This window comes from Pseudoxanthomonas sp. CCNWLY206-1 (genome assembly GCF_039710385.1).
GTDB lineage: Bacteria > Pseudomonadota > Gammaproteobacteria > Xanthomonadales > Xanthomonadaceae > Pseudoxanthomonas_A.
Genome location: NZ_JBDKXI010000005.1, coordinates 193,438 through 206,675, shown reverse-complemented (window position 1 = coordinate 206,675; position 13,238 = coordinate 193,438). Strand labels below are relative to the sequence as shown.

The 13,238-nt window shown below is 62.9% G+C and carries 11 protein-coding genes; 3 read left to right on the top strand and 8 right to left on the bottom strand.

All coding sequences use genetic code 11. The features are described 5' to 3' along the window. Positions 1-3: 3 nt before the first annotated feature. From AADW18_RS13095 to AADW18_RS13085, 3 genes are all read left to right on the top strand, one after another. Positions 4-1,389: a DcaP family trimeric outer membrane transporter gene (locus tag AADW18_RS13095; RefSeq protein ID WP_337343840.1), complete on the top strand. Its 1,386-nt coding sequence runs from the start codon at positions 4-6 to the stop codon at positions 1,387-1,389. A 13-nt stretch (positions 1,390-1,402) separates the two neighbouring features. Then, positions 1,403-3,076, top strand: coding sequence for an MFS transporter (locus AADW18_RS13090; RefSeq protein ID WP_337343839.1), 1,674 nt, complete (start codon positions 1,403-1,405; stop codon positions 3,074-3,076). A 236-nt stretch (positions 3,077-3,312) separates the two neighbouring features. Then, complete coding sequence (locus AADW18_RS13085) at positions 3,313-4,143, top strand: META and DUF4377 domain-containing protein (RefSeq protein ID WP_337343838.1); 831 nt, start codon at positions 3,313-3,315, stop codon at positions 4,141-4,143. A gap of 226 nt (positions 4,144-4,369) precedes the next feature. Here AADW18_RS13085 and AADW18_RS13080 read toward each other — a convergent pair whose 3' ends face one another. From AADW18_RS13080 to AADW18_RS13045, 8 genes are all read right to left on the bottom strand, one after another. Then, positions 4,370-4,984: a YbhB/YbcL family Raf kinase inhibitor-like protein gene (locus tag AADW18_RS13080; protein WP_337343837.1), complete on the bottom strand. Its 615-nt coding sequence runs from the start codon at positions 4,982-4,984 to the stop codon at positions 4,370-4,372. A 303-nt stretch (positions 4,985-5,287) separates the two neighbouring features. Then, complete coding sequence (locus tag AADW18_RS13075) at positions 5,288-7,357, bottom strand: tetratricopeptide repeat protein (protein WP_337343836.1); 2,070 nt, start codon at positions 7,355-7,357, stop codon at positions 5,288-5,290. A gap of 117 nt (positions 7,358-7,474) precedes the next feature. Then, positions 7,475-8,515: an alpha/beta fold hydrolase gene (locus tag AADW18_RS13070; protein ID WP_337343993.1), complete on the bottom strand. Its 1,041-nt coding sequence runs from the start codon at positions 8,513-8,515 to the stop codon at positions 7,475-7,477. Between the two features lie 123 nt (positions 8,516-8,638). Continuing rightward, entirely contained in the window at positions 8,639-9,433 is a 795-nt protein-coding gene (locus AADW18_RS13065; protein ID WP_337343835.1) for a lysophospholipid acyltransferase family protein, read from the bottom strand. A 234-nt stretch (positions 9,434-9,667) separates the two neighbouring features. Further along, complete coding sequence (locus AADW18_RS13060) at positions 9,668-10,102, bottom strand: hotdog fold thioesterase (RefSeq protein WP_337343834.1); 435 nt, start codon at positions 10,100-10,102, stop codon at positions 9,668-9,670. Between the two features lie 130 nt (positions 10,103-10,232). Then, positions 10,233-12,170, bottom strand: coding sequence for a phospholipase D family protein (locus tag AADW18_RS13055; protein WP_337343833.1), 1,938 nt, complete (start codon positions 12,168-12,170; stop codon positions 10,233-10,235). Further along, positions 12,167-12,739, bottom strand: a complete 573-nt coding sequence (locus AADW18_RS13050; protein WP_337343832.1) for a YceI family protein — start codon at positions 12,737-12,739, stop codon at positions 12,167-12,169. The genes AADW18_RS13055 and AADW18_RS13050 overlap by 4 nt, the downstream gene beginning before the upstream one ends. Continuing rightward, the gene (locus AADW18_RS13045) at positions 12,736-13,212 is read right to left on the bottom strand and encodes a histidine phosphatase family protein (protein ID WP_337343831.1); all 477 of its coding nucleotides are present in this window, start codon (positions 13,210-13,212) and stop codon (positions 12,736-12,738) included. The genes AADW18_RS13050 and AADW18_RS13045 overlap by 4 nt, the downstream gene beginning before the upstream one ends. Positions 13,213-13,238: the final 26 nt, after the last annotated feature.

Below are 13,238 nucleotides of genomic sequence, written 5' to 3'. Positions count from 1 at the left end.
GTTATGACCACACGTATCGCATCGATGACGCGGCGGCCGTTGGCGGCCGCGCTATTCGTCGCCCTTATCGCGCCAGGCATGGCCTTCGCTCAAACCGCCAAGGAACGGGCGTTGGAAGCACGTGTCGCCGAGTTGGAGCGGCAGGTGCAGATGCTGGTGTCGGCGCAGCAACAGCAGCAATCGCAGATCGCCACCACGCAGCAGCAAGTCACCCAGGTACAGGCCACGCAGGCAGCGCAGCCCGCGCCGTTGCCGGCGGGCAAACAGCCGATTCAGAACACCACCATCATGACGGCAGCCAATCCGGGAACCGTGTTCTCCTATGGCGGCTTCATCAAGATGGACGCAATGGTGACCGACACCAGCGACGGCCGCATTGCCGATGGTTCGTCCGGTCGCCTGTTCTATGTGCCCAGCACCATTCCCGTCGGCGGCGCCGGCGCGGACGGCGGCGATCCGTACGCTGACTTCCACGCACAGTTCTCGCGTTTCTGGCTGAGCGCCGATCACGTGACCGAGGGTGGCGACAAGTTCAAGGCCTACATCGAGGCTGATTTCTTCGGCGGCGGCAACAATACCCTGGTCGGCAACGAGACATCGACCAACACCTATGCGGTCAGCCTGCGCCAGGCGTACGTGACCTGGAACAACTGGCTGGCCGGCCAAGCCTGGTCCAACTTCATGGACACCGCGGCGTTGCCGGATGCAGTCGACTTCGTCGGGCCCACCGATGGCACCATCTTCGTGCGCCAGGCGCAGCTGCGCTACACGAAGGGACCTTGGTCGTTCTCGGTGGAGAACCCGCAAACGACGGTCACGCCGTACCTGGCTGGCACGCGCTTCAACAGCGGCGACAACGCGGCACCCGACGTCACCGCACGTTGGCAGGCCAAGGGTGACTGGGGCCACTTCAGTGTTGCCGGCCTGCTGCGTCAGTTCAAAGTGGCGGACGAAACCGACACTGGCGCGTCGGTCAGCGTGTCGGGCAAGTTCAACCTGGGCAAGAGCGACGACATCCGTTACGCGGTCAACGCCGGCCAGGGCATCGGCCGCTACCTGGCCTTCGGCGTGGGCAGCGACGTCGTCACCGAAGCCAACGGCGACATCAATGCACTGGACGGCTACGGCGGATTCGTCGCCTGGCGTCACGTGTTCAGCCCGAAAGTGCGCACCAACCTGATGTACTCGGCCTCGCACTTCGACAACGACGCGGCCATGACCGGCTTTGGCGTCACCGAACGCACGCAGTCGATGCATGCCAACGTGATCTACTCGCCGTTCCCGAAGCTCGATCTCGGTGCGGAACTGATCTATGGCCAGCGTTCGCTTGAGGATGATCGCGAAGGCGATCTGAAGCGTCTGCACACCCACGTCAAGTACACCTTCTGAGGGGAAGAACACCATGTCCACCACAACCGCCGCCGCGCCCGCACCGGGCGCACTGACGCAGAGCCACCGAAAGGTCATCATCGCCTCGAGCCTGGGCACCATTTTCGAGTGGTACGACTTCTATCTGTATGGCTCACTCGCGGCGATCATCGCCGTGCACTTCTTCTCCGCGCTGCCCGCGGGGAGCGCCTTCATCATGGCGTTGCTCACCTTCGCCGCCGGCTTCGCGGTACGTCCGTTCGGCGCACTCGTGTTCGGACGCCTGGGCGACATGATCGGGCGCAAGTACACGTTCCTCGTCACCATCGTCATCATGGGTATTTCGACGTTCCTGGTCGGCATACTGCCCACTTACACCTCGATCGGCATAGCGGCACCCATCCTGCTGGTGGTGTTGCGATGCTTGCAAGGCTTGGCCTTGGGCGGTGAATACGGCGGCGCGGCCACCTATGTCGCCGAGCATGCGCCGATGGGCAAACGCGGCCTGTACACCAGCTTCATCCAGACCACCGCGACGGTCGGCCTGTTCTTGTCGTTGCTGGTGATCCTGGGCTGCCGCACGCTGCTGGGCGAAGACGCCTTCAAGGAGTGGGGCTGGCGTATTCCGTTCCTGATTTCGTTCGTGCTGTTGCTGGTGTCGGTGTGGATCCGGATGAAGTTGAACGAATCACCGGTGTTCCAGCAGATGAAGTCCGAAGGCAAGCACTCCAAGGCGCCGCTGACGGAAAGCTTCGGCAATTGGAGCAACGGCAAGATCGTGCTGCTGGCACTGCTGGGCGCGACCGCCGGCCAGGCCGTGGTGTGGTACGCGGGCCAGTTCTATGCGTTGTTCTTCCTGACCCAGACACTGAAGGTCGATCCGATCACCGCCAACCTGTACATCGCGGCGGCACTGGCGATCGCCACCGGCGGTTTCATCTTCTTCGGCTGGCTATCGGACAAGATCGGCCGCAAGCCCATCATCATGGCCGGTTGTTTGTTGGCGGCCGTCACCTACTTCCCGATCTTCAAGGCACTGACGCACTACGCCAATCCGGCCCTGGAAGCAGCCGCGGCGAATTCGCCCGCGGTGGTGATCGCGGACCCGAAGGATTGTTCGTTCCAGTTCGTCCCGGGTGAGTTGAAGAGCCACGTCAAGTTCACCAACTCCTGCGACCTGGTGAAGAATCTGCTCAACAGCCGCAGCGTGCCGTATACCAACCAGACCGCAGCGGGCGGCACCCTGGCCAGTGTGCGCATCGGCGACACGGTCATCGAAAGCGTCGACCTCACCAAGGTGACGGCAGAGGAAGCCAAGGCGGAGCAAGACAAGCTGGCGAAAGCGGTCACCGCGGCTATCGACAGCGCAGGCTACCCGGCCAAGGCCGACAACGCCCAGATGAACAAACCAATGGTGCTGTTGCTGCTGGTGATCCTGGTGCTGTACGTGACCATGGTGTACGGCCCGATTGCCGCATGGCTGGTGGAACTGTTCCCCACCCGCATCCGCTACACGTCGATGTCGTTGCCATATCACATCGGCAATGGCTGGTTCGGCGGGTTCCTGCCAACGACCGCGTTCGCACTGGTGCTGCTGACCGGCAACATCTACTCGGGCTTGTGGTATCCCATCATCGTGGCGCTGATCACGTTCGTGATCGGTACGTTCTTCCTTCGCGAGACGAAGGACGTCGATATCACCAAATAAGACTCTCCTCCGTTGCCCGCTAACGCAGGCATCTTTAGCGCCGGCCCTTGAGGCCGGCGTTTTTTATTGGGCGAATTCCGGAGACCGGAAAAAGAAGGAATCGTCATGGCCAGCCATTCGGCTGTTGAGAAACGTTTCCGCTCACCGCTCTCCAATGCCTGAACCGGTGGCGCGAGTGTTCACCCCGCGCTACCCTGCGGCGCGTTGGAACTAACCAACTTCATAAGGAAATCGCCATGACCCGTGCCCTACTGCTGATGTTTCCGCTCGCCCTGGCCGGCTGCACGCACCCAACGCAGGAATCCTCTGCTCCATCGGATGCGCAAACCAGCGCCGCCACACCGGCAAGTTCCGCGACCGCGACAAACATCGATACCACGATGCTTGTCGGCCATCATTGGCAACTCACTCGTGCGGTCACTGCCCGTGGCGATCAGCGCATCGAAGCGCTGTTCCCCCGCGCCGACAAGCCACTGCAGCTGGACTTCGCCGATGGCAGGCTCAGCGCTTCCGGTGGCTGTAATGGCATGAGCGGCGCCTACACTGTCGAGAAGGGGAAGTTGAATGTCGGCACGTTGGCGCAGACTCAGATGGCTTGCGAACCGAAGCTGATGCAGGCCGATCAGGCCATCAGCGCTGCGCTGAGTGCAACACCGGATATCAGCATCGAAAACGGCGCAACGCCGACATTGATATTGCGCACCGAACCACGCGATGGCCAAGTGCTGACGTTCACGGGCAAACCCACCGCCCAAACCCGCTACGGCGGCACCGGCGAAACGGTCTTCCTGGAAGTCGCTGCGGAGACAAAGCCCTGCAACCATCCGTTGATCAAAGACAAACGCTGCCTGCAGGTGCGCGAACTCCAGTACGACGCCCAAGGCCTGAAAACCGCCGCCGGCCAGTGGCAGAACTTCTATGAAAGCATTGAGGGCTATTCACACGAAGCCGGCATACGCAACGTCTTGCGCACGAAACGCTTCAAGCGCAATCCAGTACCTGCCGACGCCTCTTCCGAGGTTTACGTACTGGACATGGTGGTTGAATCGGAAGTGGTGCAGCCGTAGGGTCTTTGCAGTCGCGACTTACATCGTCCCCACAGATCGCAGACAGCTACCTTGTGGGAGCGACGTGAGTCGCGACCGTGGACACGACGACGCATTGGACACGGATTAACTGGGATTATGCCGGATCAAAAAAGCTTTTTATCCGTGCTTATCTGTGTTGATCCGTCTCCAAAGCTTTGGGATCCCGGTCGCGACTCACGTCGCTCCCACAAGAGCGGCGACATCATCAACTGACAGCTTTCGGATTCAATGCGTACGTGCCGTGCATGGTCGCCTCGGCCAGCACATGCTGGTGCATGGCGCGGAAGACATCCGCGGCGGTGAAGCGTTCCGGCAGTTCCAGCTTTTCAGTATCCAACGCGAACAGGCGGAAGAAATAGCGATGGACCCGCAGGTCATTGAATGGCGGATACGGGCCGTCGTAGCCAAAGTAGTCGCCACCCATGTCGGCGTCACCAGCAAACCAACCGGTGTAGTCGTTCAATCCTTGTCGTGAACCCGTGGGGCCCGGCGGATTCCGCTTGCCTTTGGCGGTGATGGCGTCGCTGCTTGATCCCGCTGCAATCTCGCGCACGTCGGCGGCGATGTCGATCATGACCCAATGAACGAACTCGGTGCGCGGCTGATCGACGGGGATCTCCAGATCATCGCGGCCGACGGTTTCCGGCACGGTCGGTGCATCCGGATCGATGCACAACAATGCGAATGACCGCGTGGCCTCGGGTACGTCATCCCAGGCCAGGTGCGGATTGCGATTCGGCGCGAAACCATCGGGCTGGCCCATCGCGAATTCGGCCGGAATACGCTGGGTGTTTTCGAAACTATCGCTCCAGATACGCATGGTCGTTCCTGTTGGGTGGAATAGGGCGTGTTAACGCTACTAGGATAGGCCACGTTGCTTCCCAGTCTTACCAGGGGCTCGCTCTTGTAGGAGCGGCGTCCCGCCGCGAGCTCTTCCTGTCAGATAGCGATACAAGCAAAGGTTCGCGCCCCGGTAGCCTCTCGGCATGCGCGATCAAAAGCGCGCCGCAGCGCGCCCGGATGACGAACGGTCGGGCTTCAACTGCTCTTGCTTTTGGCGACCTGACGGAAGAGCTCGCGGCGGGACGCCGCTCCTACAAAAGCCTAACCGCACTAACAGGCCCTAGTTTTCCGGGTAACCCAACCGTACGGCCACCGGAGTCAACGCGGCGAAAGGACCGGCCAGCGCATCCGCATAGTGACGCCAATGTCCCTCCGGGAATCGCTTGGCGCCGGATGACGGCGGTGCCGGGAGTTGCATGCCCAGCGCCTCGCCAATGGCGGCGGACACCGCCGCGGCATCGTCCTTGATGGCGTCCATGCGGATCAGCCGATGCGGGTACAGGTCTTGTGCGTGCAGGTCGGCAATCTGGATGAATGATTTCGCCAGCCATTCGGCCGCGGCTTGCTGATCCGTCAGTGCCATCGGAGCCGGCGAACCGAACGCCAGCCAATCCAGAAAAGCGTCGCGCGGATCGCGCACCGCAATCAGCAACAGGCCTTCTGGCAGATGCGGCCGCAGCGCATGCAGCAATGCGTTGTCCCACCACAGCAGCCAGTCGATAAGCGAGCCGTCGGCGGCCTGACGCGACGGCAGGGCTGCACGCCATTCAGCGATCAGTGATTCGCCTTTAAGTTCACCGGAGGCCAGTGCCACGGGCGTGCGGTAGTTCTGGAAGCCATCGTGCGGCGGGTTGGGCGTGAAGCGATCGGCGCGGAGCTTGCCGCCCACAGCGCCCAACACGCCCGCTACCGATTCCACCACCGAACCCGGCGCGCCCCAGAGAAGCAGAGGTCGGGATCCGGGCGCCTCAGGCGCCGGTGCCAGTGGCGGCCACTCGCGAGGCGCGGACGTCAACGGCAGCAAAGGCAATCGGGAAGGCGCCAGCTCCTGCGCCAGTGCCGACCACGTAGCGATGGCATCGGCGAAACGACCGGCGCGGTCCTGCACGAAGCCCAGCCAGCCGCGCAGGCTCTGCTTGGCCTGCGGGTCCTGCGCGCGTGCCACCAGATCTTCTACCCGTGCGATTGCCGCGGCGGGATCGCGTTGCAACAGGCCATCGACCAGACGCTGCTCTCCACTGCTGCGGCCCGGGTCCCGTTCGACAATCCGGCGCGCGATACCTTCCGCGGCATCGGTATCGCCGGCGAAATCCAACACCGCCATCTGCGCTTCCAAGGCGGGAATGTGCGTCGGCATGGCCGACACCCAGCGTTCCACCACGGCGCGCGCTTCCGCACTGCCGACGGTTTCGAACAACAACCGCGCCAGCCACAACTCATGCGCGTCGGAGGTGGTCGCCAACGCTGCATCCAGCGTGGCACGGGCATCGTCCTGCGCGCCCAGGCGGCGCCAGGCTTCGATGATGGCCAGCAGCGTGTCGCGGTCACGCGGTTGTCCCGCCAATGAGGTGCGCAGCGACTCCAAGGCAGCTTCGTTCTGCCCGGCAGCCAGGCGCAGATGGCCGGCATAGCGATGGATGGCCGGGTGAGCGGAAGGCTCGGCCAGCAGCGGAGCGAGTTCATCGGCCGCATCGGCGGGGCGGCCTTGGCGACGAACGAGGTCGGCGATCAGGCTGTGCAGATTCTTGGCTGCAGGATTCTTCTCAACGATGCCGCGGAAGGCTTGCTCGGCGAATGCCCAGTGGCCCATTTCCATATGGATGAAGCCAAGCGCGTAACGCAGCTGCGCGTCTTCCGGTGCTTGCTGGATCGCCGCGGACACCAAACGCAACGCACGATCCGCGTCGCCGCGGCGCAGCGCGACCATCCCATCGATGGCGGCCAGTTGCGGATGATCCGGCGACACGCGCCCGGCCAGTCGGTTCAGACGCTCGGCTTCGTCCAGGTCGCCGCGGCCCAGCGCCAGCTGCGCCTGCATCAGATAGGCGCTGAACTGATTGGGGTCCAGGCCGCTGGCGGTGTTCAGCGCAACCTGCGCTTCATCGGTGCGGCGGGTACCGATCAATACGCCGGCCCGGGCCAGGTGCAGATCGGCTTCCTGCGGCGCCAGTGCGATGGCTTGGTCGATGCTGGCCAGCGCGGCTTCGGCTTGGCCGTTCTGCTGCAATGCCGCCGCCAGCCAGCGGTGGGCCTGGGCGTCGTCCGGACGTTCGGCCGCCAGCGTTTCCGCGGCGGTCAGTGCGTCGGCGTTAGCGCCGCGGCGCAGGGCATCGATGATCTTGTCGTACATGGCGCTACCGTTACTGGGCAAACGCCTATTGTAGCGGCGCGGAGCGCGCTGCCAGGGCGTGTTCGGCCATGACGGATCGTCATGGACAGTCAACCGAAGCAGGCATTGGGTCCCGCGCTACGCCGGTTGATGATCGATCATGGCGTCCGCTTGTACCGCCGCTGCATTCGTTTGAACCGCCGAGACCAGCCGTTCGGCCACCCAGCGTTCGGCGAAGCCATCGCAGGCCGCGTTCTCGATGAAACAACAATGCCCGCCCCACGGCGCGATCTCCAACTTCGCGCTTTCCGGCAGCTGCCAGTCGCGGAAGGTGGAGAACGGGATGACCGGATCGTCCTCCGCCATCAGGATATCGGCCGGCACTTGCAGTCCGGCCAGTCGCGCGCCCCCGATGGAGTAGCCCTCGAAGTAGGCCTCCAGCGAATCGAACGTGGTATGCCGGCGCACCAGCCAATCGGTGAGCGCACGGATATCCAGCGCCAGCGTGGCGTTGTCGAAGTCATGCCGGTGCGGGAACAGCTCGCGCTTGCGGATCAGCGAACTGCGCCATTTGCGGGTGAAGTACCAGTCGTACAGGGCCGGGCCCTGCTCGATGCTATCCATGGTGGATGCCGGGTCGAGTACCGGGCAGACCGCTGCCACGCGCGCCAGCGGCAGTCCCGCCATCGGCGCGCGCAAGGCCAGGCGCAATGCGAAATTGCCGCCCAGCGAATAACCCGCCACCACCATCGGTCGTGCGTCGAAGCGCGCGGAAATATCTTTGGCGGCATGCACCACTTCATCCAGGCGATTGGAATGGAACAGGTCTTCGTTGAGGTGGTGGGTATCGCCGTGATCGCGAAAATTCAGCCGGAATACTTCAAAACCACGGCTGAGCAACTGTGCGGCGGTCAGACGCATGTAGCTGGATTCGGCACTGCCTTCCCATCCATGCAACAGCAAGGCCAGTCCGCGCGATCGCTTCCCCGGTATGGCGCTATGCCAGCCCTGCAGGCGCACGCCATCGCCGCCATCGACGATATGTTCCGTGGTCATGGCACCGGTGCTGGCGAGCGCGCGCATGCCGCGCCGCAGTCGCAGCGGGCTGGATCCCAGCACCGATTGCAGATGCGGATTGCGCAACCAGCGAGGCGGAAGATAATCGGCGGCGGTCACCATGGGCGTGGAGGAGCGAGGCGTCATTGCAGGGCACGTCGGTACAGTGGCTTCGAGTATGCGCTCGCTTGCCAAGTTCCATTTTCCGCAACGGCGTGCGACGGAAAAGTAATGACGGTGCAGGTCTTATTCACTCATTGCCTTCACGATGCGCTCACGCGACAACTCAGCGATCCGGCGGCGACCATCAAGGTCGGTGACGCGGATAGGTTCCAGAAAACAGATATCGGCGGTGCGGGCGGGCTCACCCAGCAAGCGCAAGAAATTGGCGAAAAAGCTTTCCTTGGGCCCGAATGCCACCACCGGTTGCGCGCTACCGCGCGCTCCATAGCGCAACGCCACAGGCTGCACCGGAACATCGGCTTCCACCGCCGCCAGGAAGATACGCGCATGGAAAGGACCGACCGCATGACCGTCACGGGTACGGCCTTCCGGAAACACGCCCACCGAGCGGCCCGAGCGCAGCCGCTTCAGCATTTCGTGCAAGACGCCACCCAGCGATTCCTGGCTGCCGCGATGATGAAAGATGGTTTCCCCGCGTGCCGCCAGCCAACCCACCACCGGCCACGTGCGGATTTCGTGCTTGGCGACGAAGCCCATCATGCGCTGGCTGTGCAGGGCTTCGATATCGATCCAGCTGACGTGATTGGCCACGAACAGCGCGGGACCCGGAAAGGGCCTCCCCACACGGCGCAGACGGAACCCGAAGATCCGCATCAACCCGGCGGACCAGGCCCGTACCGCGAAATGCTCCAGCCGTTCCCCGTCCACGCGAATGCCCGCCAGCACCGGCACCATGCATAACAGGGTCAAAGGCAGGAATAACAACAGATGGATCAGCAGCAGCGGCACGCGGTACAGATAGCGAAACGCACGCGCCAAACCGCCGCTACCAGCGGCAGGTGTGGAGAGATTACTCATATTCGCCCACGATACCCGATGGGTGTGGGGCCGGGAATAGGGAATCGGAAATGGGAGAGCCGGAAAGCATCCGCTTTCGCCCCCTTTATCGAAGGGGGCTACGGGGGATTTGCTTTTGCTTTTGTTTTTTCAAGAACAAAAGCAAAAGCAGATCCCCCTCAATTCCCCCCTTTTTCAAAGGGGGAGGTAGAAGCAGGACGCCTCTCCGGTTTCCGCTCTCCCATTTCCCATTCCCTATTCCCCATTCCCGGCTTTCCGCACCACCGCCAGCGTAAGCCGTGAAATGCAGACCGGCTTGCCGGCCTCGTTCTCGATGCGGATCTCCCAGACCTGGGTGCTGCGACCGATGTGCAGCGCGCGAGCGGTACCGGTCACCACGCCCTCCCGTACCGCGCGCAGGTGGTTGGCGTTGATTTCCAGGCCCACCACCTGCTCCTTCCCGATATCCACGCACAGGCCACCGGCCATGCTGCCCAGGGTTTCCGCCAGAACCACCGAGGCACCGCCATGCAACAGCCCGAACGGCTGCCGGGTACGCGCATCCACCGGCATGGTGCCGCGCAGCCAGTCGTCGCCAGCCTCGGTGATGACGATGCCCAGATGACCGACCAGCGAGTCCTGGGCGTAGGCGTTGAGAGCGGCTAAGTCGATCGGGGCGCGGAAGATCATGCGAAGGTCCTGGTGGAGGGCGGGGAACGGGAGATTGGGGGAATAGCAATTCAGCGCCAAACGGCAAGACCGTGAATCATCGGACATCGGGATATTCCATTCCCGACTCCCCATTCTCAATTCCCGGCTTTCAAAGAATCGGCACCAGCCCCGCCCCAAACGCCGTCAGCACGCGGGTATACAACCACTTCGGTCCCACGTTCACTTCGGGGAAGTCGCCGACGGCGACATAGCATTGGTGGAACCGCGGGTCTTTGGCGGAAACCGGGAAAGCGCATTCCGGGCCAGGCCTGAACTCATAGCTGGTGGCGTAGCGCCATGGCCAGACGTCGAACAGCGGTAGCGCTTCGGAGACCTTGCCCAGGCTGTAGTCCAATCCGGAGAACACAGGCGGTTTGGCACGCGGTGCGATCACCCATGAATTCCCCGGGCGCATATCGCGGCGGATACTGTCCGCCAGCGCCCGCGCGAAGGCTTCGTCATCTATCACCACCGCCGCTTCGGTGTTGTAGGTTTCCGAACGCGGATCGAAATTGTGCGTGCCGATCACGCCGATTCGGTTGTCGATCACCATCGATTTGGCATGCAGGCCCATGCGCACACCGGCGCGCTTGAGCGGCAGCGGCTCGGCGGCGGCGCCGCTGCTGAGGAAGGATGGCCGCGCCTCGGTACGTTGCAACCGGCGCGTGGTTTCGCCCGACATCCCCGACGAACCAAAACCCACTGTCGTGTCGGGCAAGGGAATAGGCGGTCCTTCCGGCATCAGCGCCGCATAGTCCACCGGCGCATCCAGCGGAAATGGCTTGTACTCGAAGATCTGAAAACCGAATTCCCGCAGATAGCGCCGCTTGTATTTGAACGACATCGAATACACGACGGGGTTGTCGGTAGCCGCCAAGCTGTTGGTGGATACGATGACGCTGGGTGGCGGGCGCCGCTGGCGCATTTCGCGGAACAGATTCTGCGCCTGCTTGGACATCACCAGATACGGTGTTTGCAGCAATATTTCCGATTGGGCCTGCGCCATCAGCTGCTCCAGCTGCGGGACCGCCGATGTTCCGTTGTGAGTCGGTTCGTTGCGATCCCGCTCGCGCCGATGCTTGCGCGGCAGGTCGGCCATGTATTCGACCCGACCCACGGCGAACGCGTGCTGCACGAACTTCTCCCGGATGATCTCCGGATCGTTGGCGGCTTGCGACAGTGCATCCACTCGCTCGGGCCGCAGATAGCGTGCGGGAGGCAACAGCGGTACGCCTTCGCGCAACAGGATGCGGCCGACATCATTGAGCCGTTCGACCGGCACGCTGCGGCGTGCTTTCCAGAATGCCTCGAAGTTGGTGGCCATTTCTCGCGCCTCGGGCCCGGCCACCAACACATCGCGATCACGGAAGTTGTACTCGGCATCCCAGTCGTAATAGTCGTCCTGATAGTTGCGGCCGCCGCTGAAGCCCAACCGCTCGTCCACCAGCAATAACTTGGTGTGCATGCGCTGGTTGAAGCGGCGGAAACAGCACAGCACGCTGCCAGCATAGTCGAAATAGTTCAGCTTGGCTTTGTGGAAACTGGGGTTGTAGATGCGCAGCTCGAAGTTCTTGTGCGCGCCCGACAGCGCCGCCAGGATCTGCAGATCGGCAATGGCGGACAGTTGATCGATCAGCACCCGCACGCGCACTCCTCGGCGTGCCGCGGCCAGCAACTCATCGATGACCAAACGCGCGCTGTCGTCCTTGTCGAAGATGTAGGTCTGCAGGTCGATGCGACGCTGGGCGCTGCGGATCAGGTTGATGCGCGCCAGCAACGCGTCCTGACCCTGGTCCAGGATGACGGCGTAGTGGCGTGGCGCGGTAGGTGTGGATTCGGCGAGCGCGCGGTCGCCCAGCGCGTACAACGGCGATTCAAGTGCGCAGGCATCCGGCTGGTCGCATTGGACTTCTTGCGAACGCTCGGCCCCGGCAATGACCGCTGCGTTGGCACGCTGTTTCTGCGACAGTCCCGCGCAGGCGCTGCACAACAGCGCCAGCCACAGCACGCCACAGCGCGCGGCGAGTGAAAAAGAGTTCGGGCTCACTTCGCCTCGTCCCGCAATCTCGCGCGCAATACGAACACCACGCGGTCGTTCACCGCCAGCATCCAATCGTCCATGTCGTAATCGCTGCGCCGCACCGTACCGGTCGCCACCACATCGCACTCCTTGGCGGGCCGTTCGCAAGTCGCGGGCTCCACCGTCAGGCTTCTAGGGCGGCTGATGCCGCGGATAATCAGATCGCCCGCCAGCTCCCCGCCGTGCCGCAGCAACTCCGCATCGTACGGCTTGGACACGAATACCACCACGGGATAACGCTCGGCTCCGAAGAACTTCTCGCTGCGCGCCCACTCGGTGTAGCGCGGATGGTCGACGATCTCCACCTGCCGCGTATGCATGCGCAGGTGCACCTGCTGCCGTCCATCCGGCAAGGTCCTGACTTCACCTTCGTAATGGGGAAAAACGCCCTCCAGCTTCATACCCCAGCGCGTACGAAGCTCGAATCCCAGCCGTGTATGTTCCGGATCGAAACCGCTATTGCTGGCCGATACCGGCCAGATGCCCAACATGGTCAGCCAACAGATCGCCAGCAGGCGGCGGAGATTCGCCGTCATGGCCACCAAAATTTGGTCAGGCTGGCCACTCCGGGTTCTATCAGCTTGTCTGCCGGCAGATTCAGTACCGCCACCGATGCCGGGGGCATGCCGCGGTAATCGGTCGACTGGCCGGTGTGCATCAAGGCCACCAGCTTCTCGAAGCCGGGGTTGTGGCCGACCACCATCAGGCGATCCGTGTCGCGGTGGCCATCCAATACTTCCATCAGCTTGCCGGCGGTGGCTTCGTAGATGCCCTCTTCCAGGCGCTGCTCGACATAGCCGATGGCGGCGAGCACCGCCTCCAGCGTCTCCCTCGCTCGCCGTGCTGGCGAGCAAATCACAACATCAGGCGTCAAACCCTGCGCCTTGAGCCATTTGCCGGCCGCCTCGGCTTCGGCCAGGCCTTCTGGCGAAAGTGGGCGATCTAAATCGGGCTGCCCGGTCGTTGCCGGTTCTGCGTGCGCGTGGCGCAGCAGGATCAATTCACGCATGCAAACCTTCTCCTATACGGCTGAAA

What these genes read in the sequence shown, in the direction of transcription:
- AADW18_RS13070 (WP_337343993.1), bottom strand. Translation starts at nt 8,515, where the DNA reads ATGGTGACCGCCGCCGATTATCTTCCGCCTCGCTGGTTGCGCAATCCG.
- AADW18_RS13060 (WP_337343834.1), bottom strand. Translation starts at nt 10,102, where the DNA reads ATGATCTTCCGCGCCCCGATCGACTTAGCCGCTCTCAACGCCTACGCC.
- AADW18_RS13085 (WP_337343838.1), top strand. Translation starts at nt 3,313, where the DNA reads ATGACCCGTGCCCTACTGCTGATGTTTCCGCTCGCCCTGGCCGGCTGC.
- AADW18_RS13080 (WP_337343837.1), bottom strand. Translation starts at nt 4,984, where the DNA reads ATGCGTATCTGGAGCGATAGTTTCGAAAACACCCAGCGTATTCCGGCC.
- AADW18_RS13090 (WP_337343839.1), top strand. Translation starts at nt 1,403, where the DNA reads ATGTCCACCACAACCGCCGCCGCGCCCGCACCGGGCGCACTGACGCAG.
- AADW18_RS13095 (WP_337343840.1), top strand. Translation starts at nt 4, where the DNA reads ATGACCACACGTATCGCATCGATGACGCGGCGGCCGTTGGCGGCCGCG.
- AADW18_RS13065 (WP_337343835.1), bottom strand. Translation starts at nt 9,433, where the DNA reads ATGAGTAATCTCTCCACACCTGCCGCTGGTAGCGGCGGTTTGGCGCGT.
- AADW18_RS13075 (WP_337343836.1), bottom strand. Translation starts at nt 7,357, where the DNA reads ATGTACGACAAGATCATCGATGCCCTGCGCCGCGGCGCTAACGCCGAC.
- AADW18_RS13050 (WP_337343832.1), bottom strand. Translation starts at nt 12,739, where the DNA reads ATGACGGCGAATCTCCGCCGCCTGCTGGCGATCTGTTGGCTGACCATG.
- AADW18_RS13045 (WP_337343831.1), bottom strand. Translation starts at nt 13,212, where the DNA reads ATGCGTGAATTGATCCTGCTGCGCCACGCGCACGCAGAACCGGCAACG.